This window comes from Photobacterium panuliri (assembly GCF_059920555.1).
Genome location: NZ_CP197192.1, coordinates 152,961 through 178,300, shown reverse-complemented (window position 1 = coordinate 178,300; position 25,340 = coordinate 152,961). Strand labels below are relative to the sequence as shown.

Here is a 25,340-nt window from a genome sequence, read left to right as displayed (position 1 = left end):
CTTCTCTGCCGCTGCTCCGCCCTCATATCCCACCCCCGCGTCTTTTTTGCCTATTCTTTGACCGCATGCTTGGATCGACCAGATAGTCGGTGCTAGGATTTTTGATCGCGATCAATTATGATCTGGCTCCCATTCTCGAACTGAACCTCATTCTCATTTCAGGATCCTGAACACTATGTCTGAAGATTTTCGCCAGCAAGCTCTCCATTACCATGCTTACCCTGTTCCGGGAAAGATTGCGATCGCGCTTACCAAGCCCGCCGATACGGTCAACGATTTGGCTCTGGCCTACAGTCCGGGTGTAGCCGAACCCGTGCGTGAAATTGCGCAAAATGCTGATAATGTTTATAAATATACCGGCAAGGGCAACATGGTTGCGGTGATCACCAACGGTACGGCGATCCTCGGCCTAGGCAACCTCGGCCCGCTGGCGTCCAAGCCAGTAATGGAAGGTAAGGCCTTGCTGTTCAAGCGTTTTGCCGGACTCGACTCGATTGATATCGAGGTTAAGCACCGCACTATCGATGAATTCGTCGATACGGTGGCCAATATTGCTGATACCTTTGGTGGTATCAATCTCGAGGATATCAAGGCACCTGACTGCTTCGAAATCGAAAAGCGCCTGATTGAGCGCTGCAATGTGCCGGTGTTCCATGATGACCAGCACGGTACGGCGATTGTCACTGCGGCCGGTATGCTCAATGCTCTCGAGCTGCAAGGCAAGCAGATTGAGGAGTCGGTGATTGTCTGCCTCGGGGCTGGGGCGGCTGCCGTTGCCTGCATGGAGCTGCTAATTAAATGCGGAGCCCAGCGCGAGAAGATCTATATGCTCGACCGCAAGGGGGTGATCCATACCCGCCGTGACGATATCAACGAGTACAAGCAGCTGTTTGCCAACAATACCGATAAGCGCACCTTGGAAGATGTCATTGAGGGTGCGGATATTTTCGTCGGTGTCTCTGGGCCTGATTTGCTGCCAGCCGATGCCCTCAAGCTGATGGCCGACAAACCTGTTGTGTTCGCCTGTTCAAACCCGGATCCGGAAATCAAGCCAGCACTAGCCCATGCGGTGCGCGATGATCTGATTATGGGTACGGGTCGCTCCGACTACCCGAACCAGGTCAACAATGTTATCTGTTTCCCGTTTATCTTCCGTGGGGCGCTGGACGTCAGGGCGAGCGAAATCAATGACGAGATGAAGTTGGCTGCGGTCGAGGCGATCCGCCAGTTGGCGAAGGAGCCGGTACCGGCCGAGGTCGTGGCAGCCGCCGGTGCAACGTTTTTGGCATTCGGTCCGGAATATATTTTGCCAAAACCGATGGATCCTCGTTTGCTACCTCGTGTGGCACGTGCTGTTGCCGAGGCCGCGGTTGCCTCCGGTGTGGCGCAAATCGAGTTGCCTGTGGGTTATATGCAGGGCTAATCCGGTTTCGGTTGCCGTTCTAAAACAAAAAAACCAGCCATGCGGCTGGTTTTTTTACAGGTGATAGGATCAGCGAGTTATTCGTTGATGTCCTCGATTTTTATTCCCATCTCTTCCATGATGCTCTTTGCCTCGGCCGGCAGATCGTCAGGACGGTCCTTGCGGATATCGTCATCGGTCGGTAGCGGCTGGCCGGTATAGGCGTGCAGAAATGCTTCGCACAGCAACTCGCTGTTGGTGGCATGGCGCAGGTTATTGACTTGGCGGCGAGTACGCTCGTCTGTCAGGATTTTCAGGACCTTCAATGGAATCGAAACAGTAATTTTCTTTACCTGTTCGTTTTTCTTACCGTGTTCCGCATATGGACTGATGTATTCGCCATTCCACTCTGCCATTGTTAACCTTCTCAGCGATGTAAATTGATAGATAGTTAGGATGCCTGAATTTTAGCGGGATTTACTGCCATAAGCAAAGACATGTAGACGTCTAGAGGTATTGACGGCTCATCTTGTTATCGTTATGTTGGTGGTTAAACGTTGTTCAGCTGCAGGCATCACCTTACAAGGATAGTAATTATGAGTGACAAGCAACTTGCCACCGTCGCGGTTCGTAAAGGCATCGAGTCCGACTCTCAGTTCAACGCTGTTGTCCCGCCGCTCTATTTGACCACGACTTACGGTTTTTCCCAACTCGGAGACGTTCCCACCTTCGATTATTCGCGTTCGGGCAATCCGACCCGCAATATGCTTGGCGAGGCATTGGCCGAGATGGAGGGCGGCGCTGCGGGGGTGGTAACGAATTGCGGCACGTCGGCAATCAACCTGTTAGCAACGGCACTGCTGGGGCCCGATGATCTGCTCATTGCCCCGCATGATTGCTATGGGGGCACGTACCGTTTGTTCAACTCGCGAGCCGAGAAAGGGGATTTCAAGGTGTGTTTTGTTGATCAGACTGATCCGCAGGCTCTGGCTGAGGCGCTGGCGTTGCGGCCTAAGCTGGTGTGGGTCGAAACGCCTTCCAATCCGTTGCTGCGAATCATCGATATTGCTGCGCTGTGCCGGCAGTCTGCTGAGGCCGGAGCCCTCGTCGCGGTCGATAATACCTTCCTCTCGCCAATTCTGCAGCAGCCCTTGGCATTGGGGGCGGATTTTGTTGTCCACTCTACCACCAAGTATATCAACGGCCATTCCGATGTCCTTGGCGGGGTGTTGGTGAGTAAGGATCCCGAGCAGGGTGAGCAGATAGCCTGGTGGGCGAACTGCATCGGGGCCACGGGCGCGCCGTTTGATGCCTATCTCACCCTGAGAGGCCTGCGCACGCTGGCACACCGGATGCGGGGGCATGAAGAGAACAGCCTGGCTATTCTTGCCTTCCTTCAGCAGCAGCCGCTGGTGGGGCATATCTATCACCCGAGCCAGCCGTCCCACTCCGGTCATGACATTGCCTTGCGCCAGCAGAAAGGGTTCGGGGCGATGCTGAGCTTCGAGCTGGCAGGAAGCATGGAGCAGCTTGAAACGTTCGTCCGCGAGCTGAGGTGTTTTTCATTAGCCGAATCCCTCGGGGGCACCGAAAGCCTTATCTGCCATCCGGCCAGTATGACCCATCGGGCGATGTCCGATGAGGCACAGCAAGAGGCGGGGCTAAAACCGACGTTGCTGCGCCTGTCGGTCGGGCTGGAAGACCCGCAGGATCTGATTGCGGATCTGGCACAGGCCTTCGCCAAGGCGGCGGAGGTGGCGGTATGAGTGGACGAGTAGAGCGCCAGTTACACAAATTTGGCGGTAGCAGCCTAGCTGATGCCGAGTGTTATCGCCGGGTTGTCGCCATCGTCGGCGAGTATGCCGGAGAGCAGGATCTGGTGGTGGTGTCAGCGGCGGGAAAGACCACCAATAACCTGATCGAGTGGATGGCCCAGCTTGAGCAGGACGGTCGCCGGGCCCACGAAACCTTTCAGGAGCTGCGGGCTTTTCAGCAGCAGCTAATCGAAGAATTGCTCAGTGGCGAACCGGCAGATGCATTGCTGACCCAGCTCCACCTCGAGCTCTCTGAGCTGGTGCAGCTCGGCGACAGGCCGTTGAGCACCGCTGAGCGGGCATGGGTGCTTGGGCATGGCGAGCAGTGGTCGGCACGCTTGCTGGCGGCCTTGCTGAGTCAAAGCGGGCTGGTGGCATCCTGTCTGGATTCGCGGACTTTCCTGAGGGCGGAGCGGGCGGCACAGCCCGAGGTCGACAGGGCCTTGTCATGGCCGCTGCTGCAGACCCAGCTGGCCCAGCAGCAACATCGGGTGGTGATCACCGGTTTTGTGGCGGGTAACCAAGCGGGGGAAACGGTGTTGCTCGGACGCAACGGCTCGGATTATTCCGCAACAGTGATCGGGGCGCTTGCTGGCGTTGGCCGGGTGACGATCTGGAGCGATGTGGCCGGCGTTTATAGTGCTGACCCGCACAAAGTCGGCGATGCCTGCCTATTGCCGCTGTTGCGACTTGATGAGGCCGATGAGCTGGCCCGACTGGCCGCTCCGGTGCTTCATAGCCGTACCTTGCAGCCGGTGGCGAACAGTGCCATTGATTTGACCTTGCGTTGCAGTCACCAGCCGGAGTCAGGCTCAACTCGGATTGAGCGGGTATTGGCGTCTGGCCGGGGCGCAAAAATCGTGACGTCGTTGGAAGAGGTATGCCTGTTGGAGGTTCTGTGCCCCCGAGCCCATTTGCTGGAACCGATGGTGGCCGAGTTGGAGCGACTATTATTGCGTGCCCAGTTGGCGCCGCTGGCGAGGGATATTCAGACTGACAAGGGCCTGATCAGGCTGGCGTATACCTCGGAGATAGCGGGCGGGGTGCTGGCACTGTTGCAAGATAGCGGGATCGGGGTTGATCTTAAACTGCGCGAAGGCTTCTCGCTGGTTGCCGCCGTGGGGGCCGGGGTGGTGGCCAATGCGGTACACTGCCACGGTTTTTACCAGCAGCTCAAGCGCGAGCCGGTTGAGTTCATGACCGAGTCCGAATCGGGGCTCAGTTTGGTTGCTGTGTTGCGCCAGACCCGGCTTGATGATCTGATTGGGCGTCTTCACCAGCAACTGTTCCAGGCCCAGAAGCGGCTCGGTTTGGTCTTATGCGGGAAAGGCAATATCGGCAGCCGTTGGCTGGCACTGTTTGAGCGCGAGAAAGCCAGCATTGAAAAGCGCCACGGCATGAGCTTTACCCTGATTGGCGTTGTCGACAGCCGCCAGTACTGGATTGATACAGAGGGTATTGAGCCGCAACGGGTTCTGGATGCGTTTGGTGATGAATCGGTCGAGTATCCCCCCGGTGATTGGCTGACTGAGTTATCCGGGCATGGCTATGACGATGTCATCGTGCTCGATGTGACGGCGAGCGAGGAACTGGCTGGGCGCTATCCGGCGATTGCCGAAGCGGGGCTCCACCTGATCTCGGCCAACAAGGTGGCGGGATCTGCCGCAGGGGATGATTACCATGCGGTGATTGATGCCTTTGCCAAGAGCAGCCGTTACTGGTTGTACAATGCCACGGTCGGGGCCGGGCTGCCGATCAACCATACCGTTCGTGATCTCAGCGAAAGCGGCGATACCATTATTGCCCTGTCGGGAATATTTTCGGGCACCCTGTCATGGCTGTTTCAGCAGTATGACGGCAGTATTCCGTTCTCGGTGCTGGTAGAGCAGGCGTGGCAGCAGGGCCTTACCGAGCCCGACCCGCGCCATGACTTGGATGGTAGTGACGTGATGCGCAAGCTGGTAATACTTGCCCGGGAGTCTGGGCTTGAGCTTGAGCCCGAGCAGGTCAAGGTCGAGGATTTGGTGCCGGAGGCAATGCGGAACCTGACCTTGGATGGATTCTTCGAGCAGGCCGAATTGTTGGACGCCGCACTTTCTGAGCGGCTGCGCAAGGCGCAGAGAGAGGACAAGGTACTGCGCTATGTTGCCCGCCTAGACCGTCACGGCAAGGCTGTGGTTGGGGTTGAGGCGCTTTCGGCAGAGCATGCGTTGGCCAACTTGCTGCCGTGCGATAATATTTTTGCTATCGAGAGCCATTGGTATCGCGACAATCCGTTGGTGATCCGCGGTCCGGGGGCGGGACGAGATGTCACGGCCGGCGCATTGCTCTCGGATATCAACCGAATGGCGACCATGTTGAAATAGTGGTCGTTGCCGGGCAAGGGCAGAGCATGATCCTGCGGTTCGGACATCACTGAGGATGCTACAGCCGTGGATAGCAAAAACGACAGGACAACCCGCTGCAAGGCGGGTTTTCTGTATGCGGGCAGTTGAAAAAAACACAACATCAACATGAATAATCTTCAAGTTCGCTGTGTTGACTTTGAATGGGTTACCACGCATGATTTGGACATATAGACGTCTAAACGTTCAAATTGAATACGATTGGCAGCGGAGTCTGCCGCAGGATAGGAAGGGACTATGGGTTATTCACACGCGAGCCATCTCGATTTACTGAACCAGACCATTGCCGACTTGGATGGCAAGATCAATGTGTCATTTGAGTTTTTCCCCCCGAGTTCGGCGCAGATGGAACAGACGCTGTGGCAGTCAATCCATCGGCTCAAGGCGCTCAAGCCGAAGTTCGTCTCGGTGACCTATGGCGCCAATTCTGGCGAGCGTGATCGAACCCATTCGATTATCAAAGACATCAAGGATCAGACCGGGTTGGTTGCGGCACCGCATTTGACCTGTATCGATGCCAGCCGTGATGAGTTGCGTGCTATCGCCCGAGATTACTGGCAGAACGGGATCCGCCAGATTGTCGCCCTGCGCGGTGACTTGCCTCCCGGAGGCGGCAAGCCGGATATGTATGCCTCTGATCTGGTTGAGCTATTGCGTAGCGAGGCGGATTTTGATATTTCGGTGGCGGCCTATCCTGAAGTCCATCCAGAGGCGAGAAGCGCCCAGGCTGATTTGATTAATCTAAAGCGAAAGGTCGATGCCGGGGCGAACCGCGCAATTACTCAGTTCTTCTTCGATGTCGAGAGTTACCTGCGTTTTCGCGACCGTTGCGTGGCCGCGGGGATAGAGGTTGAGATTGTGCCGGGGATCCTGCCGGTCTCGAACATGACGCTGGCCAAGCGCTTTGCCCTGACGAATAACGTCAAGATCCCGGGGTGGCTGGAAAAGCAGTACGAGGGGCTTGAGGATGATTTGCTCAGCCGGCAGATGGTAGGGGCGAGCAATGCCATTGACATGGTTCGGGTATTAAGCCGCGAAGGGGTGAAAGACTTCCATTTTTATACCCTCAATCGCGCCGAGCTGACGTATGCGATCTGCCATACACTGGGGATCCGGGCTAATAATGTTGTGCCTGCCTAGCAGGGCTCAGACAAAAGAAAAGCCGCTTTGGAAGAAAGCGGCTTTTGTGCATTTTGGTTTATTGTTTTTATAGCGCGACAGGGCTGTTTGGTGCGTCCATGTCTTTAAGCTCGGCCAATACTTCCTCTGCCCAGTCAATCCACGCTTGGCGGTTGTGGGCAGCACGGCGCAAGGTCAGGCGGTCAAGGCGAGACTGGCGATCCATGTTTTGGTAGTTGGCGAAGTGGATATTTTCCATTTCGTTATAGTGGTTGAGCAGGGAATGTGATTCCTCGATCAACGCTTCTAGCTGCTGTTGCATTGGCAGCGAGTTGTGGACGCCGCATACGGCCAGTTTCGCCGAAAACTCATCGCGGATTGTTGGGTTGCGAGCCGGCTCTTGGAACCATTCGAACAGTGCCTGGCGGCCGAGATCTGTTATCGAATAGACTTTGCGGTCAGGCTTGCCTTCCTGTGGTTCCAGCTTGCAGGTAACCTGATCGTTGCTGGCCATCTTGTTAAGTTCACGGTAAACCTGCTGGTGGCTGGCTTTCCAGAAATAACCGATGCTGTGGGAAAACTCTTTGGTGATATCGTAACCGGTTGCGTCGCGGTTGCTCAGCACGGTCAGAATAACGTGTGGTAGTGACATCTCTTCTATCCGTTAAATTACAACAAAAAAGAAATCAATCGGACTAACATTACCCATCGCTCTTTGGCGTTTTTATAATCATGTTGTTGCAGTGCCCGATCGAGATCACGTAGCATACACATCATTGAGTTATTTATCGACAACAGAATGTGATATCGGGAATTTCTGGTTAAACCAATTGCCCGTGTTGTGATGCTTGTCTTGTTCCTTGTGGTATAAGCACTAATAAGCAATGAGTGTTGTTTAAGTTCAAGTGCGTTCACAGCCTTAACAATAGACAAGCCTTGTTGCTTATTCTGTCTCAAAAATGAGTCAGTAGTCCGAAAGGTTAAATGCCAATAAAAAAGCCACCCGAAGGTGGCTTTTTGCGTTGGGTTGCAATGTCGGATCAGCCGGTGTTGCGCATGCCGGTTGCGATACCGGCGATGGTCACCATGAGGGCCTCTTCCAGCATTGGAGTTAGCTCTTCCTGCTGACGGGTGCGGTACAGCAATTCGGCCTGGAGCATGTTGAGTGGCTCGACATAGATATTACGCAGGCGGATAGACTCAGCCCCCCAAGGGTTCTGCTCCATCAGGTGGTCGTTGTTTTCGACGTTCAGTACCGCCTTGATATCGCGCTGGAGCTGGTCGCGCAGTTGCTGGCCTAGTGGCCATAGCTCAGGGGCCGTCAGCCGCTGGTCGTAGTATTGGGCGATCCCGATATTGGTCTTGGTAAAGACCATTTCCAGCATTCCTAAGCGGGTTGAGAAGAATGGCCATTCGCGGCACATTTCCTCGAGTTGGTCGCGGTGGCCCTTGTCGATCGAGAACTGGATCGCTTCGCCGGCACCGAGCCATGCAGGTAGCAGCAGGCGGTTCTGGCTCCATGCAAAGATCCAAGGAATCGCACGTAGGCTTTCGACGCCACCTTGCGGGTTACGCTTGGCCGGGCGCGAGCCGAGCGGCAGTTTGCCGAGTTCTAGCTCAGGGGTGGCAGCGCGGAAGTAAGGGACAAATTCCGGATTGCCGCGCACTACATCGCGGTAGGCCTCGCAGGAGACTTCGGACAGGACATCCATCAGCTCGCCCCATTCCTTCTTCGGCTCAGGTGGCGGCAGCAGGTTAGCTTCGAGAATGGCACTGGCATAGAGGCTGAGGCTGTTGACGGCGACTTCCGGCAAGCCCAGCTTGAAGCGGATCATCTCACCTTGTTCGGTAACTCGCAGGCCGCCCTTCAGGCTGCGCGGTGGCTGTGACAGCAGCGCGGCATGGGCTGGGGCTCCGCCTCGGCCGATGGATCCACCGCGGCCGTGGAACAAGGTCAGGTTGACCTCGGCTTCCTCGCAGACGCCGACCAGGGCTTCCATCGCACGGTATTGGGCCCAGCCAGCCGCCATGACACCGGCGTCTTTGGCCGAGTCGGAATAGCCGATCATGACCATTTGGTGGTTTTGGATAAAGCCGCGGTACCAGTCGATGCCCATTAGCTGTTTGATCACCGCCTCGGCATTGTTGAGGTCGTCAAGGGTTTCGAACAGCGGGCACACGTCCATACGGAAGCGGCAACCGGCCTCTTGCAGTAAGAGGTGTACGGCAAGCACATCGGAGGCAGTGCGGGCCATAGAAATGACATAGGCACCGAGAGCCTCGCGTGGCTGGGTCGCAATGGCTCGGCAGGTGGCGATGACTTCGCGGACCTCGTCAGAAGGTTCCCACTCGCGTGGGAGCAGCGGACGTTTTGAGGCCAGTTCACGGACCAAGAACGCGACTTTGTCTTGCTCGCTCCATTGGTCGTAGTCACCCAGACCGAGGTAGCGGGTTAGCTCGGAAATCACATCGCTGTGGCGGGTACTTTCCTGACGGATGTCGAGGCGTACCAGATGAACACCGAAGCACTTGATTCGACGTAGAACGTCAAGCAGCAAGCCATCGGCAATAATCCCCATGCCGCACTCGTGCAGTGACTGGTAGCAGGCGTGGAGAGGAACCCACAACTGGTCGACGTGGTCGATAATACCGAAGCTCGGGACGTCCATCCCCTTGATCTGGGCATCCAGCACATCGCGGGTGTTGGTCAGTTTGGTGCGAAGATCCTTGAGAATGGCACGGTAAGGCTCGTGTTCATTGCCAGCCAGCTCGCGGACAGTGTCGTTGCATTTGACCATCGACAGTTCGCTGACTAGCTCTTTGACATCGTTGAGGTAGAGATCGGCAGCCTTCCAGCGGGAAAGCAGCAGGACCTCGCGGGTTACCTCAGAGGTAACGAATGGGTTGCCGTCGCGGTCACCGCCCATCCAAGAGGAGAAGGTAACCGGAGCCGCATCAATAGGCAGGCGCTCACCAAGATGGGCGGTTAGCTTCTCGTCGAACTGGCGGAGGAATTCAGGTACCGCCTGCCACAGGGAGTTTTCTACCACCGCAAAGCCCCATTTGGCTTCGTCGAGCGGGGTTGGGCGCTGCTGGCGAATCACATCGGAATGCCAGGCTTGGGCAAGCAGCTGCTCGAGGCGGCGCTCGACTTTGTGGCGTTCGGAGTTCGACAGTTCGCTCAGTTCCAGCTTGGACAGGCATTTGTTGATCTGTACCAGCTTGTGGATCATGGTGCGGCGGGCGATTTCTGTCGGGTGGGCCGTCAGAACCAGATCAATCTTCAGATCGCGGACGGCCTGAACCGAGTCGTATTGGCTGATGTCCTGGCTGTTGAGTTTGGCAAACAGCGCATCAATGGCATCGGGACTGCAAATGTGCTCTTCGCTATGGCGCGAAACAGTGTGGTACTGCTCTGCGATGTTGGTTAGGTTGAGGAATTGGCTGAAGGCACGGGCTACCGGGAGGAGCTCGTCATCGGGCAGGTTTTGCAGTTCATCGATCAGCTTGGCGCGATCATCCTGATTTCCTGCGCGTGCAGATTTTGACAGTTTGCGGATAGTTTCTACTTTTTCGAGTAGCTCTTCACCATGCGCATCTTTAATGGTATTGCCCAGCATATGGCCAAGCATACTGACGTTACTTCTTAACGCGCTGTACTTTTCGTTCATATCGCATCCATCTCGTAAAAAAATTACATCCATTGATAACGTGATAAGAGGACAATCTAGCTGTGATCCGGCTCGAAGGTCAACAATGTTCGAATTTATCCATGATAAATCGCCCGGACATTGATTTTTGTCATAATCCGTAGCTGCTTTTGTAACTAACTTTCGTGAAATTGACTGATTAAGGCACGGTTTGTGCGTGCTGGTAGTACATTCTGCTTTAATTTCATCCGCTTCTGGTTTTTGCTGGCGAGATCTCCTGTTTTTCACGGTAGGTGATCCCTTCTTGTTAATCTGGTCTACCCTCTGTAAGGAAGAAATATTGTGTTTTTTTTATACAGCCTGTTGACACCAAATATTAATATGGTAAACATATAAATTCATTCGATGTGAATAAAAATATCTCATTGAGAAATTACACTGCCACGGATAGGCAGACCCAGAATTGTGATCTGACGGTCTCCCCTGAAAGGATATTGTTAACATGAACCAAGCGAAGCTATTCACCACAGTCTCCCTCCGACGACGCTAAGTCCTATTCGCTTGGTGCCCCCGTGCGCACCCCCTCATTGGCAGCATCTGCTGCACGCCCATACCAAAGACAAAATAACGGAAAAACTATGTTCAAGACCCTGATTATCGGTGCCAGTGGCTACACCGGTGCAGAGCTGGCAAAAATGGTTCACCAGCATCCCCATCTCCAGCTTTCTGGGCTGTATGTCTCGGCAAGCAGTCATGATGCCAATAAGCCGATCAGTGCTTTACATGGAACGCTGAAAGGGCTTGTTGATATGCCTTTGCAGTCCTTGGTTAACCCGGGCAAAGTCGCGGAGCAGGCCGATATCGTGCTGCTGGCAACGGCCCATGAGGTGAGCCATGAATTGGCCCCGGTTTTTTTGGCTCATGGTTGTCAGGTCTTTGATCTTTCTGGTGCGTTCAGAGTTCAAGGTGATGATTTTTATCCCCGTTATTATGGTTTCGAGCATCAGGCGGCGGATTGGCTGGAGCAGGCGGTATACGGGTTGGCGGAGTGGAATAAAGATGCCATTGCCACTGCCCAACTGGTTGCGGTGCCGGGGTGTTACCCGACGGCGGCCCAGCTGGCGCTTAAGCCCCTGATCGAGGCCGGTTTGATTGATGACAGCCAGTGGCCGGTGATCAATGCGGTGAGCGGGGCGTCAGGGGCGGGTCGCAAAGCAACGATGGCCAATAGCTTTTGTGAGGTGAGCCTGCAGGCCTACGGGATCTTCAGCCACCGTCATCAGCCAGAAATTGCCACTCACCTTGGCCGGGAGGTGATTTTCACCCCTCACCTCGGCAGCTTCAAACGTGGGATTTTGGCAACAATCACGGCCAAATTGACCCCGGGGACGACCGAGGCGGCGATAGCCGAAGCGATGGCCAAGGCCTATTCGCAAGGCGGGGATCCTCATGCTGTTCGGCTGCTGGGCAACCAGCCTGCGCGGCTGCAGGATGTTGTCCATACCTGTTTTTGCGACATTGGCTGGAGCTTACATAACGGACACATTATTTTAACCTCTGCGATTGACAATCTTCTCAAAGGTGCGTCATCGCAAGCAATGCAATGCATAAATATTCGAAACAAATTCCCTCAGATGACGGCGTTGGTTTAGGCGGAAATAAGGCAGTAGGAGATAGGCATGAGTCAGGTTCCTTTGGTGATCAAGTTGGGTGGTGCGGTGCTGTCTTGTTCCGACACGCTTGAGAAGTTGTTCGGGGCAATTGGCCAATACCAGTAGCAGGCACAGCGCCCACTGATATTGGTTCATGGCGGCGGGTATTTGGTCGACGAGCTGATGGCCAAGCTGCAGTTCGAGACGGTGAAAAAGGATGGGTTGCGGGTGACGCCATCGGATCAGGTGCCCTATATCGCAGGTGCGCTGGCCGGTACGGCCAACAAGCTATTGCAGGGACAAGCGCTGAAGGCCGGGGTGGCAGCGGTTGGCCTCAGCTTGGCTGATGGCGGTTTGTGTCAGGTTGAAGAGCTTGCCCCCGAGCTTGGTGCCGTCGGCAAGGCCAGCCCTGGCGACGGTACGTTGTTGAGCGCGGTCATGGCGGCCGGCTATGTGCCGATTATCAGCTCGATAGGACTGGACGGCAACGGCAAGCTGATGAATGTCAATGCCGATCAGGCGGCAGTTGCGGTTGCGGCGGCGATGAATGCCGAGCTGGTGCTGTTGTCCGACGTCAGCGGGGTACTGGATGGTAAAGGGCGTCTTATCCCGACTCTGACCGAGACGGAAGCTGAGTCGCTGATCAGCCATGCGGTGATCACCGACGGGATGGTGGTCAAGGTACGGGCGGCGTTCGCTGCGGCCAGTGCCCTTGGCCAGCCGATAGAGGTTGCTAGCTGGCGTTACCCAGACAGGCTGGCGGCGCTGTTTAGCGGCCAGAGTATTGGTACTAAGTTTACGCCCGAGAATAGCTAGGTTCTGGGCGGGATAATTTTCAGTTAACGGATTACACAGAGACAAGCCTGAGCGGGACGACCGTCGAGCAGGTAATTAGGAGAGCATTATGAGCAAGGTATCAAAAGTAGTATTGGCTTATTCCGGCGGTCTGGACACATCCGCTATTATTCCTTGGCTAAAGGAGAATTACGACTGTGAGGTAGTGGCGTTTGTCGCCGATGTCGGCCAGGGCGAGGAAGAGCTGGTCGGGATCGAGGAGAAGGCGTTGGCCTCGGGGGCATCGGCCTGCTATATCGCCGATCTGAAAGAGGAAATGGTTAAGGATTATATCTACCCGAGCCTCAAGACGGGGGCTGTGTATGAGGGCAAGTACCTGCTGGGGACGTCGATGGCCCGTCCGATCATCGCCAAGGCCCAGGTTGAGTGTGCCTTGCAAGTCGGGGCGGACGCGCTCTGCCACGGTTGTACCGGCAAAGGCAACGATCAGGTCCGTTTCGAGAGCACCTATGCGGCGCTGGCTCCGCAGCTGGCGGTGATTGCGCCTTGGCGAGAGTGGGACTTGCGCAGCCGTGAGGCTCTGCTTGATTACCTTGCCGAGCGCAATGTGCCGACGACGGCCACGCTCGAGAAGATCTACTCGCGCGATGCCAATGCTTGGCATATTTCGACCGAGGGCGGGGTGCTTGAAGACACCTGGAACCAGCCGAACGAACTGTGCTGGGTGTGGACCAAAGATCCCGAGCAGGCTCCGGATCAGCCGGAGTTGGTTTCGCTGCAGGTTGAAAAAGGCGAGGTGGTAGCCGTCGACGGTGAGGCAATGAGCCCCTACAACGCTTTGGCCTACCTCAATGCCAAGGGGGCGGAGCACGGTGTCGGCCGTATCGATATCGTCGAGAACCGTCTGGTGGGGATCAAGTCGCGTGGCTGCTACGAAACCCCGGGGGGGACCATCATGATGGAAGCTCTGCGTGCCGTTGAGCAACTGGTGCTTGATAAAGAGTCTTTCGAGTTCCGCCAGACTCTTGGCCTCAAGGCCTCGCACCTGATTTACGACGGGCGTTGGTTTACCCCGTTGTGCAAGTCGCTGTTGGCGGCTGCCGATGAGCTGGCTCAGGACGTCAGCGGCGAGGTGGTGGTTAAGCTCTACAAGGGGCAGGCCACTGTTGTGCAGAAGCGTTCTTCCAACAGCTTGTACTCGGAGGAGTTCGCGACTTTCGGTGAGGACGAGGTTTATGATCACAGCCATGCAGGCGGCTTTATCCGTCTTTACTCGCTGGCGAGCCGTATCCGTGCTTTGAACGAACAGAAGAAAAAACAGTAAGACCCATAACGATAATGAGCAAGTCGGACAAGTAGGATAGGAGAAGTACCATGGCACTCTGGGGCGGACGGTTCAGCCAGGCAGCTGATACGAGGTTTAAGCAGTTCAACGACTCTTTGCGGTTTGACTATCGGCTGGCAGAGCAGGACATTGTCGGTTCGATTGCGTGGTCGAAGGCGCTGCGTCAGGTTAACGTGCTGAGCGAAGAGGAGCAGCAGAGGCTGGAGCTGGCGCTCAACGAGCTTAAGCTGGCCGTGATGGAAGACCCGTCTCAGATCCTCCAGTCCGATGCGGAAGACATCCATAGCTGGGTTGAGCAGCAGCTCATCGGCAAGGTGGGCGATCTGGGCAAGAAGCTTCATACCGGGCGTTCGCGTAACGATCAGGTCGCGACCGATCTCAAGCTGTGGTGTCGCCAGCAGGGCCAGCAGCTGCTGCTGATGCTCGACCACCTCCAGAACCAACTGGTGACGGTGGCGAGGGCGCACCAGGCGACGGTCTTGCCGGGGTATACCCACCTCCAGCGTGCCCAGCCAGTCACGTTTGCCCACTGGTGCCTGGCCTATGTCGAGATGTTCGAGCGCGATTACTCGCGTTTGCAAGATGCCCTGAGCCGCTTGGATACTTGCCCGCTGGGCTCGGGGGCGCTGGCCGGTACGGCTTACCCGATAGACCGTGAGGTTCTTGCCCATAGTTTGGGTTTCCACCGGGCAACCCGCAACAGCCTTGATTCGGTTTCCGATCGCGACCATGTGATGGAGCTGCTGTCGACGGCCTCGATTTCAATGCTTCACTTGTCGAGAATGGCCGAGGACCTGATTTTCTACAATTCCGGGGAGTCGAACTTTATCGAGCTGGCCGATACCGTGACCTCGGGATCGTCATTGATGCCGCAAAAGAAAAATCCCGATGCCCTTGAGCTGATCCGTGGTAAGTGCGGGCGGGTATATGGCTCGTTGGCCGGGATGATGATGACGGTCAAGGCACTCCCGCTGGCCTACAACAAGGACATGCAGGAGGACAAGGAAGGGCTGTTCGATGCGCTGGATACCTGGCATGAGTGTATGGAAATGGCGGCTCTGTGCTTCGACGGGATCAAAGTCAACAAGGACCGTACCCTCGAGGCGGCGATGCAGGGGTATTCCAATGCCACCGAGTTGGCGGACTATCTGGTTGCCAAGGGGATCCCGTTCCGTGAAGCCCACCATATCGTCGGGGTTGCCGTCGTGGCGGCGATCGAGAAGGGCTGCGCCCTCGAGGAGCTATCGCTCGAGGAGATGCGAGCCTTTTCGCCGGTGATTGATGTTGATGTCTATCCGATCCTGACCATTGAGTCATGCCTTGAGAAGCGGTGCGCGCTGGGCGGCGTGGCGCCGAATCAGGTCGACCATGCAATTGGTCAGGCAGAAAAGCGGCTTGAGAAGCGTTATTCGCCGGGGGTGAAGGTACGCGGTGCGCGGCTGACCGATCTCGATGCCATCGAGGGGATGGTGGCCTATTGGGCCGGGCTCGGCGAGAACCTGCCGCGGATGCGCAACGAGCTGGTGCGAGATATCGGGTCGTTTGCGGTTGCCGAGCATCATGGGACAGTGACCGGCTGTGCCTCGCTGTATGTCTATGACTCTGGGTTGGCGGAAATCCGCTCGCTCGGGATTGAGGCGGGCTGGCAGCAGCAAGGGCAGGGGCGGGCGGTGGTCGACCATCTTGTCGAAAAGGCGGCGCAGATGGCGATCAAGAAGGTTTTCGTTTTGACCCGGGTGCCTGAATTCTTCATGAAGCAGGGCTTTGTCCCTACCTCGAAGAGCCTGTTGCCCGAAAAGGTGATGAAAGACTGCGACCGTTGCCCGCGTCAGCATGCCTGTGACGAGGTGGCATTGGAAGTCAGGTTGGATCAGGAGCAGCAGATCCCGACGGTCAGTGTCGCCTAAGTGCCGCGGTGGAAACCGCTGAACCGCTTATTGCTCAGCCCGGCCATTGTGCCGGGCTGTTTTAGTTATGGCCTTTTGCTGCGTTGTTTGGCGGCGTTGAGCTGTCTTGCCCGGATCAGGTGGGCGGCGAGCAGCAACGAGGTGGCGATAGCGGCGACCAGTGTGGTGATGGCCCCGACGGTCGCGGGGGTGTCGCGGAAGCCTATTCCCCATAGCAACCATGCCAACGGTGCGGTGATTGCCAATTGCTTCATGCAGCGGCGGCAGCGGCCGAGTTTTGCGAGAAAGACAGATTGGCAGGAACGGCAAGACATGGTGATTTCTCGGCAGTGGAGGGGGAAAAGGACGGTATTGTAGATCGCCTGTAGCTGGTGGAGGAAGGAATAAAAAAGCCCCCGCCGGATGGCAGGGGCAGATCGGTAGTGCTAGGAGAGCCGATTAACAGCCTGGACCGCAATCCAAGCAGTGCTTGATCATTTCAGGCCCGAGCTGGAGCTTGGCATTGAGGTCGCGCAGTGCGGTGCGGACGCCTTCCTCGATAACCGGGTGGTAGAACGGCATGTCCAACATCTCAGAAACCGTCATCTTGTTCTGGTGTGCCCAAGCCAGTAGGTGGGCAAGGTGCTCGGCGTTAGGACCCATCATCTCGGCGCCTAGGAAGCGGCCAGTACCTTGTTCGCCGTAGACGTGCAGCATCCCTTTGTTGCGCAGCATCACCCGTGAGCGGCCCTGGTTCTCAAAGGAGACTTCACCCGTTGCGAAACAACCGCAAGTGCCTAGGCGAGTCTGAAGCTGTTTGTAGGTCTCGCCGACCATGGCAATCTGCGGGTCGGAGAACACAGCTGAGATCACAGAGCGGCGAAGACCGGCTCGGATATCAGGGAAGCGGCCAGCATTGTCACCGGCAATACGTGCCTGATCGGCTGCTTCGTGCAGTAGCGGAATTTGGTTGCTGGCATCGCCGGCGATGAAAATCGTCTCGACCGATGTTTGCAGCGTGTAGTAATCCGCTGCAGGTACGCCGCGATCATCCAGCTTGAGGCTGGTGTTTTCAAGGCCGAGCTTGTCAACGTTAGGGCGGCGGCCGGTTGCAGCCAGGACATAGTCGACGATAAAGGTCTCTAGTTCGCCGTCGTGGTTGATGAATTGGATCTCAACCTTGTCCTCACCCTCGATACGCTTCATGCTTTCGATTTTTACATCGGCATCAAGGTAGAATTCTTCTTTGAACGCCTTGTCGGCATAACCCATGATCTCTGGATCTGTCAGCGGGCCGACTTGGCCGCCGATACCGAATAGTTTCACCTTCACACCCAGACGGTGTAGGGCTTGGCCCAGTTCGAGGCCGATAACCCCCGGACCGAAAACGGCAACAGCTTCTGGCAGATCATCCCAGTTGAACACGTCGTCGTTGATCACGAGGCGGTCGCCCAGCTCGTTCCATACTGCCGGGTAGGCAGGGCGAGAGCCGGTGGCAATCACAATGCGCTTGGCGTTGATTTGGGTATGGTCGTCAACAAGCAGAGTGTTGTTGTCGATAAATTTGGCATAACCGGCAAGTTTGTCTTCGGCTGGGATCTCGTCTACCCCTTCTAGAACGAAGCCGACAAAGCGGTCACGCTCGCGCTTGACGCGATCCATCACCTCGCGGCCGTTGATGACGATTTCACCCTGCGGGTGGATACCGAAGCCTGGTGCCTTCTCGATTTGGTGAACGCTTTCAGCTGCGGCGATAAGCAGTTTTGATGGCATGCAGCCAACGCGGGCACAGGTAGTGCCGTAAGGGCCGCCTTCGATCATCACAACGCTGTCGGTGTAAGCCTTGGCTGCGCGGTAGGCACCCAGTCCGGCGGTACCACCACCAATCACTGCAACATCAACATTCAGGGTATTCATAGGTTCTCTCCAATCCAAATCTTGCCGGGTTGGGCCCGCAGTGCGGGCCCTTATTGTTATAGGTGCTGGGTTAGCCCAGGTAGGCTTCTAGCTCTTCGCTACCGCCGATGTGCTTACCGCCGATGAATACCTGAGGTACAGTGCTGCGGCCTGATACTGCGCGCAGGCTCACTGTTGTCGCGTCTTTGCCTAGTACGACTTCTTCGTACTGCAAGCCCTTGTCAATCAGGTTTTGCTTGGCTTTGGCACAGAATGGACAGCCTGGCTTGGTGAATACTGTGATTGACTCCTGCAGTTTGTGGTCAGGGGCAATGTAGTTCAGCATGGTGTCGGCATCTGATACTTTGAACGGGTCGCCTGGTTCTTCGTTTTCGATGAACATTTTTGTCACAACGCCGTTCTTAACCAGCATGCTGTAGCGCCATGAGCGAGGACCGAAGCCTAGGTCTTCTTTGTCTACCAGCATGTCCATCCCTTTGGTGAATTCACCGTTGCCGTCAGGGATGAAGGTGATGTTTTCAGCTTCTTGGTCGGCTTTCCAAGCGTTCATTACGAAGGTATCGTTAACGGATACACATAGGATGTCGTCAACGCCATTCTCAGCAAATACCGAAGCCAACTCGTTATAACGTGGTAGGTGGCTTGATGAACATGTTGGGGTGAATGCGCCAGGCAGGCTGAATACAATCACTGTTTTGTTGGCAAATAGTTGCTCGGTAGTCACGTCAACCCACTGGTCGCCTTTGCGAGTGTGGAAAGTAACTTGTGGTACTGCGTGGCCTTCTTTAGATACGAACATAATCGAATTCCTTATTAAATTTGTGATGTTTGTTTGGTCATTTGCAACCGGAGCTTATCTTTTCTTGCTCCCTGTTGATGTGATGATTATGCGATTTCCAGCTTGATAGTTCTAATTGTTTGCTGCTATGGTTTTGATAGTTAATTCCTATCAAAGTGGTAAGCATGAATATCCGAGACTTGGAGTATTTGGTCGCGCTGTCGGAGCACAAGCATTTCCGCAAGGCTGCCGAGGCCTGTTTTGTTAGCCAGCCGACCTTGAGCGGGCAAATCCGCAAACTGGAAGATGAGTTGGGTGTTGCCCTATTGGAGCGTACGAGCCGCAAGGTCTTGTTCACCGATGCTGGCTTGGGGCTGGTGGCGCAGGCTCAGAAGGTACTGTTGGAGATCAAAGTTCTCACCGAGATGGCCAGCCAGCAAGGGGACAGCATGAGCGGGCCGCTTCATATTGGCTTTATCCCGACGGTCGGGCCTTATCTGCTGCCGTATATCATTCCGCAGATAAAAGCGCGCTTCCCCGAACTTGAGCTTTTCCTCCATGAGGCTCAGACCCACCAACTTGTCCATCAGCTCGAAGAGGGCAAGATCGACTGTATGATCCTCGCAGCGGTCAAAGAATCCGAACCGTTTATCGAGTTGCCGCTCTATCAAGAGCCGATGGTGGTTGCGGTGCCGGAAGACCATGCGTGGGCCGGGTTGGACAAATTGGCGATGACCCAGCTTCATGGCGAAACCCTGCTGATGCTGGGTGATGGCCATTGCCTGCGCGATCAGGCGATGGGCTTTTGTTTCGCGGCCGGGGCGGTGGAAGATGGGAGCTTCCAAGCGACGAGTCTCGAGACACTGCGCAATATGGTGGCGGCTGGCAGTGGGATTACTTTATTGCCGCAGCTGGCGACGCCGAGCGAGCGCTGCCGCGATGGCGTTTGCTATATCAAGGCCTGTGAGCCAGTGCCGAGCAGATTGATCACCTTGGCTTATCGTCCAGGCTCCCCGCTCAAGGGGCGTTATGAGATTTTGGCCGAGTTGGTTTCAGAATTCATGACAGGTCATTTCGAGCCTGCCAGTAATAGTGCGGCGTGATCGAACTAGGCAGCCTTGGTTGCGAGGAATAAAAAAAGAGCGCCATCACGGCGCTCTTTTTGTTTCGGGTGGGGGGGTATCAGAACAGCTCGTCTGAACTGTCAGAGGTAAAGATCCCCTCGTTTACCCCGCTTGCCCCGGCCATCTCGGTAGGCTCGGTGCCCTGTTCGAAATACTCGAACATCGAGGTGAAGTCGGTGCTGTTGGTCAGCTTGCCGCTTTCGCGGTCGATACGAACCTTGATGATATCGGCTGGAAGGACTTTGCGCTGGACCGGTACATCTTCTAGCGCTTTGTCCATAAAGGCGATCCAAGCCGGTTGGGCGGTTTTCGCCCCGGCCTCGGCTCCGGAGGTTTGATCCTTGCCGAGGTTGTTGTTCCACGAGGTCTTGCCCAAGTTGCGGCTATGGTTGTCGAAGCCAACCCATGCGGTTGCGACGATGTTCGGGCCGAAGCCGGAGTACCACGCATCCTTGGAGTCGTTGGTCGTGCCCGTCTTACCGCCGATATCATGACGCTTCAGGGTTTGTGCCCGCCAGCCAGTACCGTTCCAGCCACTGCCGTGGCGCCAGTCACCACCACCCCAGATGTTACTCTCGAGCATTTCGCGAACCAAGAAGGCGTTCTGCTCTGAGATGACCTGTGGTGCATAGTGTACCGTTTGTCCCTGCTGGGCTAGGTCGCTGGCATCCAGTGATTCTTCGCTGATGGCGATATCATTGGCGACTACCGACGATGGGGCAAAACCGGTGCTCTTGCTGTGGCCTCGTTCTTTCTGGCACTCGCTGTTGCAGGCAATATTAGGGTTGGCCTGATAGACCACATTGCCGTACGGGTCTTCGACGCGCGCGATAAAGTATGGCTGGACGTAGTAGCCGCCATTGGCGAAAACGGCAAAGCCTTGTGCTACTTCGAGCGGCGTCAGGCTACCTGCACCTAGGGCCAGCGGCTCCGCGCGCGGTAGGTCTTTCTTCTTGAAGCCAAAGCGGGTCAGGTAATTGATCGTCTCGTCAAGACCGACACTCTGCAGTACCCGTACCGCCATTACGTTTTTGGACTGGGCCAAACCTTGACGCAGGCGGGTAGGGCCGTTGTAGGTCGGCGGCGAGTTCTTCGGACGCCATGCTGTGCCCATGCTCTGGTCCCAGCGGTTGATTGGCGCATCGTTGACCAAGGTGGCAAGGGTCATGCCGTTATCCAATGCCGCCGAGTAGATGAACGGCTTGATTGCCGAACCCACCTGACGGATGGACTGGGTGGCGCGGTTGAACTTGCTGTGGATGAAGTTGAAACCGCCGACCATCGCCTTGACCGCACCGTCTTGCGGTGAAACCGCGACAAATGCCGTATTGGCGTCCGGCACTTGGCTCAGGGCCCATTGTTCGCCCTTGTGCTGGATCCAGATCTGCTGGCCGGCAGCAAGGATGTCAGACGCCTTTTTCGGTGCCGGGCCCTGACGCTTGTCTGTAATGAACTTGCGGGCCCACTTCATGCCGTCCCAGTCAAGGGTCTGGCGTTCGCCGCCTTTGGCAATCACTGTTGCGGTTTTACCTTCGACATCTGTGACGACGGCCGGCGTGAGGTCGCCGTAGCTTGGCTGTTTGTCAAGGTGGGCATCAATTCTGGACATATCCCATGCGGGTTGGCCGCTCTTCCATAGCGTGGCCACGGCACCGCGGTAGCCATGACGCTGGTCATAGCCCAGTAGGTTGCTGATGGCTGCTTGCTGGGCTGCGCGCTGCATGGTTGGGTCAACCGTAGTGTAGACACGCATTCCAGAGGTGTAGGCGTCCTCACCGTAGCGATCGACCATCCAGGCACGGGCCTGTTCGGCAAAGTAAGGCGCGCTCAGTTCGATTTCTGCACCGTGGTAGCGGGCGATAATCGGTTCGTTGCGGGCCTGATCATACTCGGCTTGGCTGATGTAGCCTTCGGCCTGCATACGGCCCAGTACCACATTGCGGCGAGTCGTCGCGCGATCGACGGAATAGATCGGGTTCATTGTCGAAGGTGCTTTGGGCAAGCCAGCAATAATCGCGATTTCGCTCAGTGTCAGCTGGCTGACATCCTTGCCGAAGTATACCTGTGCGGCAGCCCCTACACCGTAGGCACGGTAACCGAGGTAAATTTTGTTGAGGTAAAGCTCAAGGATTTCGTCTTTGCTCAGAAGCTGCTCGATGTGGATCGCGATGAAAATCTCTTTGATTTTCCGCATGATCTTCTTTTCATTGGAGAGAAAGAAGTTACGGGCAAGCTGCTGGGTAATGGTACTGGCCCCCTGCCTTGCCGACCCAGACGTCGCAACGACGAAGGCGGCTCGGGCGATGCCGATCGGGTCGATACCCGGGTGCTCGTAGTAGCGGCTGTCCTCGGTCGCAATGATGGCATGGATCATTTGCGGAGGAATTTGGTCTAAAGATAGCGGAATGCGACGCTTCTCACCAAATTGGGAGATCAATTTGCCATCGCGGCTGAATACCTGCATAGGCGTTTGTAATTCAACATGTTTCAATGTTGCCACATCTGGGAGTTCCGGCTTCACATAAAGGTAAAAGCCAAAAATTGTAGTGACTCCAAGAATTATGCAAATCATTGCAAATATCAGTAATCGCTTTATGAACTTCACTTGAGATTTCCCGTTGCACCGTCATTCGTGCGTTTAATAAGTTTCCACCAGTAGTATAAAGATAACTTCTGGAAAATTAACGCTCTACCGGGGTGTTTAACTTAAATAATCATTTTGCTATTCCGTCTAGAGGGAGCATAGCACGGTATGTTTCTGAACCCACTAATAATTGGGATTGATATTGGCCATCATAGTATCAAAGCAGTGGCCTTGAGGCAGAAAAAGTCCAAGTTGGAATTGGCTGCCTTTGCAGAGGTGGTGCTGTCGGCGTCGGTGGTTAATGATCAGCATAGCGTGAATGCGCCAGCCTTGTTGTCAGCCGTACGTAAATTAAAGAAAGCAATGCCGCGTGGAGCCAGTAAAACGGTTCTGGCATTACCCGACAGTGCAGTGATCAGCAAAGTCATTCAGCTTGACAGTCACCTCAGTGATGACGAAGCAATGTTTGCCGTTGAGCAAGCATTGAGCGCATCGTCGCCATTCCCCATTGATGAACTACGCATAGACTTTTTCTCATTGGAATCCGGGGGCTTCAAGGAATCAGCGCCCACCCAGCCATTTCAGGTTTTTGCCGCACGTCGTGAGACGGTGGACAGCCGGACTGAAACGCTGCGCAAGGCGCGCCTGTCACCTGAGGTGGTTGAGTTGCAGACCCACGCCTTGCTTTGGCTCGAACAGTATACCCGCGAGCAGACCAAGACCGACGGGTTGTGGGGGGTGATCAATATCGGCCGCCGCTGCACCGAGTTCAGCGTCAAGCCGCAAAATGGGGCGGCCTATCACCGCGAGCTGGCCTTTGGCAGCGAAAGCCTGCCGGGCATGCAGCAGGAGGGGCCGTCGGTGACCGGGGTGTCTGCGGAGCTGGTCGAACAGTTTACCAAGCTGTTGTCTGACAACCTCAAGCGCCAACTACAGCTTTATAACTCGACCCACCCTCGTGCTGCTATGCAGGGAGTATGGTTGAGCGGCGGCGGCCAGCAGTACGTGATGGCAGAGAGCCTTGGCAGGATGCTAGGCATCGACGTCAAGGTGATGGAGCCGCTATCTGGATTTGAATGCAATCCCAAGCTTAGTAGCCAACTGAACGGTCCGATGAGCCAATACGCAGTTGCGGCCGGCCTGGCGATTCGAGGGGGTTCCCAATGATCGCAAAACTTAACCTGATGCCGTGGCGTGATGCACGCAAGAAGCAGCACCAGCAACGCTTCTTCGGCATGCTGTCAGCGGCGATTCTGGTGGCACTGGGCTGCGTCTGGCTGGTGTCTGGCTGGTACAGCCAGCAGCACGAAATTCAGCATGCGCGTAACGGACAGCTGGATCAGGAGCTTACCCGTCTTGAAAATGAGTTGTCGATGCTGCCGGAGCTGGATGCCCAGCGCGACGCTCTGGTCGAGCGCCTGGCGGTCATTGCCGATATTCAAAAAGGCCGCAACCAAGTGACGCGGCTGCTTAGCTTGATGCCGGGCGTGGTTCCGCAAGGGGTCTATCTCGATGAGTTGTCGACGGACAACAACTGGGTTCAGATCAATGGGATGGGTGAGTCGAACGGGCGGCTGGCAACCTTGCTCGGCAATGGTGAGCAGTCCGAATGGATTCGAGATATCGCCATGCACTCGATTGTTGCTGCCAAGGAAGAACCCAAAGAGCGCACTGTGTTCCGCGCGTCTTTTACCTTACTGCCGCCAGAGCTACACAATTTACTAGATCAGGGACAGACAAATGAGTAACTGGCAGGACTTGGAACTGGATGAAATGATGGAGTGGCCGGCTGCCGCTCAGGGGGTCGTTGCAACCTTGGTTGCGATTCTGGTCGCGGCTGCTGGCTATTGGTATTGGCTCTCTCCTATGCAAGATGAGTTGGCCGTACTGAAAAACAAAGAGGCAGAGCTCAAGATGCAGGTTATCCGGCGGGCCAACCAGGTTGCCGCTTTGCCGAAAATCAAAGCACAGATTGAGATTTTGCAAGATCGCTACCAGCAGGTGGTGCGCCAGCTTCCCGAAGAAGACGAGTTGGCCAGCTTGCTTGCTGATGTCAATGATATCGGGGTGCGCAATGGCCTCGAGTTCCATCGCATTGAATGGGCCGAGCGGGTTGAGCATGAGCTCTACCTTGAGCTGCCGATCAGTATCGAGCTGACAGGCGGTTATGAAGACATCGGTCAGTTTGCTGCGGATATTGCGGCTTTGCCTCGGATTGTCCTGCTCAAGGACATAACCCTCGTTCGTGACGAGGAAGATGATACCTTGCTGACACTGAATGTGTCGGCAACGACATTCCGCTTTAAGGCCCCGAAGGCACCTAAGGAGGAGGTATGAAAAGGCAACAGTGGTTTGCTCTGAGTGTCGCCGCCCTTGCCTTGATGGGGTGCCGTGCCAACGAGGACTCAATAGAACAGTTTATCAACACCGCCCATCTTGAGGCGAAAGCCAATGTTGAGCCGCTTGATGCCCAGCCGGTATTTGTGGCTGAGGAGTTTGTGATGACCAGCCCTCGGGTGCCGTTCTTGCAGCCCCGTCCTGAGTTGGCCCAGCAGGCGCGAAATGCCGCCTGTTGGCAGCCGGAGCTGCGCAGTAAGCGGACGCCGCTTGAAGCCTACCCGCTTGAGCAGTTGAGCATGCGGGGGGTCATGGGGCAGGGCAGTAGCTTGTGGGCGTTGATTTATACCCCTGCTGGCAAGTTGGTAAAAGTACGTGAAGGGCACTACCTGGGGGTGAACCAGGGGCGGATTCTCAAAGTTCTGCCGAAGAGTGTTGAAGTTGAAGAAGTATTGCCGGATGGCGAGGGTTGCTGGCTGAAACGCCCGATCAAGCTGACATTGGCAAAACAGGTTAAGCCTACTAGTTAAGA

Annotated in this window: 19 protein-coding genes and 1 pseudogene; 13 read left to right on the top strand and 7 right to left on the bottom strand. The window is 55.8% G+C overall.

Translation table 11 applies throughout. The features are described 5' to 3' along the window. Window positions 1–175: 175 nt before the first annotated feature. Window positions 176–1,423: a malic enzyme-like NAD(P)-binding protein gene (locus ACSF8X_RS00920; protein WP_500850494.1), complete on the top strand. Its 1,248-nt coding sequence runs from the start codon at window positions 176–178 to the stop codon at window positions 1,421–1,423. A 77-nt stretch (window positions 1,424–1,500) separates the two neighbouring features. On the opposite strand, the gene metJ is transcribed toward ACSF8X_RS00920, so the two are convergent. After that, the gene (metJ, locus tag ACSF8X_RS00915) at window positions 1,501–1,818 is read right to left on the bottom strand and encodes a met regulon transcriptional regulator MetJ (RefSeq protein WP_047877819.1); all 318 of its coding nucleotides are present in this window, start codon (window positions 1,816–1,818) and stop codon (window positions 1,501–1,503) included. A gap of 180 nt (window positions 1,819–1,998) precedes the next feature. On the opposite strand from metJ, the gene ACSF8X_RS00910 reads away from it, so the two are divergent. The 3 genes from ACSF8X_RS00910 to metF all read left to right on the top strand — a co-directional run bounded on the left by ACSF8X_RS00910 (window position 1,999) and on the right by metF (window position 6,761). Then, window positions 1,999–3,168, top strand: a complete 1,170-nt coding sequence (locus ACSF8X_RS00910; RefSeq protein ID WP_500850493.1) for an O-succinylhomoserine (thiol)-lyase — start codon at window positions 1,999–2,001, stop codon at window positions 3,166–3,168. Then, window positions 3,165–5,582, top strand: a complete 2,418-nt coding sequence (locus ACSF8X_RS00905) for a bifunctional aspartate kinase/homoserine dehydrogenase II (protein WP_500850492.1) — start codon at window positions 3,165–3,167, stop codon at window positions 5,580–5,582. The genes ACSF8X_RS00910 and ACSF8X_RS00905 overlap by 4 nt, the downstream gene beginning before the upstream one ends. Window positions 5,583–5,858: 276 nt before the next feature. Continuing rightward, window positions 5,859–6,761 (top strand): methylenetetrahydrofolate reductase, encoded by a 903-nt coding sequence (gene metF, locus ACSF8X_RS00900; RefSeq protein ID WP_500850491.1) that lies wholly within the window; start codon window positions 5,859–5,861, stop codon window positions 6,759–6,761. A 67-nt stretch (window positions 6,762–6,828) separates the two neighbouring features. Here metF and ACSF8X_RS00895 read toward each other — a convergent pair whose 3' ends face one another. Both ACSF8X_RS00895 and ppc read right to left on the bottom strand, forming a co-directional pair. Further along, window positions 6,829–7,392, bottom strand: a complete 564-nt coding sequence (locus tag ACSF8X_RS00895) for a PadR family transcriptional regulator (protein ID WP_047877823.1) — start codon at window positions 7,390–7,392, stop codon at window positions 6,829–6,831. A 388-nt stretch (window positions 7,393–7,780) separates the two neighbouring features. Next, a complete protein-coding gene (gene ppc / locus ACSF8X_RS00890) occupies window positions 7,781–10,411 on the bottom strand; it encodes a phosphoenolpyruvate carboxylase (protein WP_500850490.1) in 2,631 nt (876 codons plus the stop codon). A gap of 617 nt (window positions 10,412–11,028) precedes the next feature. On the opposite strand from ppc, the gene argC reads away from it, so the two are divergent. The 4 genes and pseudogenes from argC to argH all read left to right on the top strand — a co-directional run bounded on the left by argC (window position 11,029) and on the right by argH (window position 16,089). Continuing rightward, window positions 11,029–12,042, top strand: a complete 1,014-nt coding sequence (argC, locus tag ACSF8X_RS00885; RefSeq protein WP_500850489.1) for an N-acetyl-gamma-glutamyl-phosphate reductase — start codon at window positions 11,029–11,031, stop codon at window positions 12,040–12,042. Between the two features lie 27 nt (window positions 12,043–12,069). Then, window positions 12,070–12,858 (top strand): annotated as a pseudogene (gene argB / locus ACSF8X_RS00880) (acetylglutamate kinase). Between the two features lie 88 nt (window positions 12,859–12,946). Further along, a complete protein-coding gene (locus ACSF8X_RS00875; protein ID WP_500850488.1) occupies window positions 12,947–14,161 on the top strand; it encodes an argininosuccinate synthase in 1,215 nt (404 codons plus the stop codon). A 50-nt stretch (window positions 14,162–14,211) separates the two neighbouring features. Further along, entirely contained in the window at window positions 14,212–16,089 is a 1,878-nt protein-coding gene (gene argH / locus ACSF8X_RS00870) for an argininosuccinate lyase (RefSeq protein WP_500850487.1), read from the top strand. A 65-nt stretch (window positions 16,090–16,154) separates the two neighbouring features. On the opposite strand, the gene ACSF8X_RS00865 is transcribed toward argH, so the two are convergent. The 3 genes from ACSF8X_RS00865 to ACSF8X_RS00855 form a co-directional block, all read right to left on the bottom strand. Continuing rightward, window positions 16,155–16,403: a DUF3624 domain-containing protein gene (locus ACSF8X_RS00865; protein WP_084722162.1), complete on the bottom strand. Its 249-nt coding sequence runs from the start codon at window positions 16,401–16,403 to the stop codon at window positions 16,155–16,157. Window positions 16,404–16,527: 124 nt separating this feature from the next. Further along, window positions 16,528–17,985, bottom strand: coding sequence for a dihydrolipoyl dehydrogenase (locus tag ACSF8X_RS00860; protein ID WP_500850486.1), 1,458 nt, complete (start codon window positions 17,983–17,985; stop codon window positions 16,528–16,530). 70 nt (window positions 17,986–18,055) lie between these two features. Continuing rightward, window positions 18,056–18,784 carry a glutathione peroxidase gene (locus ACSF8X_RS00855; RefSeq protein WP_047877831.1) on the bottom strand — a complete coding sequence of 243 codons (729 nt, stop codon included), beginning with the start codon at window positions 18,782–18,784 and terminating at the stop codon, window positions 18,056–18,058. Between the two features lie 164 nt (window positions 18,785–18,948). On the opposite strand from ACSF8X_RS00855, the gene oxyR reads away from it, so the two are divergent. Then, complete coding sequence (gene oxyR, locus ACSF8X_RS00850) at window positions 18,949–19,866, top strand: DNA-binding transcriptional regulator OxyR (RefSeq protein WP_047877832.1); 918 nt, start codon at window positions 18,949–18,951, stop codon at window positions 19,864–19,866. Between the two features lie 79 nt (window positions 19,867–19,945). On the opposite strand, the gene ACSF8X_RS00845 is transcribed toward oxyR, so the two are convergent. After that, entirely contained in the window at window positions 19,946–22,492 is a 2,547-nt protein-coding gene (locus tag ACSF8X_RS00845) for a penicillin-binding protein 1A (protein ID WP_500850485.1), read from the bottom strand. Between the two features lie 147 nt (window positions 22,493–22,639). Between ACSF8X_RS00845 and pilM the strand changes: the two genes are divergently transcribed. Genes pilM through ACSF8X_RS00825 form a run of 4 tightly spaced genes read left to right on the top strand, consistent with a single transcriptional unit; the run spans window position 22,640 to window position 25,338 of the window. Next, a complete protein-coding gene (gene pilM, locus ACSF8X_RS00840) occupies window positions 22,640–23,638 on the top strand; it encodes a type IV pilus biogenesis protein PilM (protein ID WP_500850484.1) in 999 nt (332 codons plus the stop codon). Continuing rightward, window positions 23,635–24,219 carry a PilN domain-containing protein gene (locus tag ACSF8X_RS00835; protein ID WP_500850483.1) on the top strand — a complete coding sequence of 195 codons (585 nt, stop codon included), beginning with the start codon at window positions 23,635–23,637 and terminating at the stop codon, window positions 24,217–24,219. The genes pilM and ACSF8X_RS00835 overlap by 4 nt, the downstream gene beginning before the upstream one ends. Next, window positions 24,212–24,808: a type IV pilus inner membrane component PilO gene (locus ACSF8X_RS00830; protein ID WP_500850482.1), complete on the top strand. Its 597-nt coding sequence runs from the start codon at window positions 24,212–24,214 to the stop codon at window positions 24,806–24,808. Before ACSF8X_RS00835 ends, ACSF8X_RS00830 begins: the two co-directional genes overlap by 8 nt. Further along, window positions 24,805–25,338, top strand: a complete 534-nt coding sequence (locus ACSF8X_RS00825; protein WP_047877837.1) for a pilus assembly protein PilP — start codon at window positions 24,805–24,807, stop codon at window positions 25,336–25,338. The genes ACSF8X_RS00830 and ACSF8X_RS00825 overlap by 4 nt, the downstream gene beginning before the upstream one ends. Window positions 25,339–25,340 lie beyond the last annotated feature (2 nt).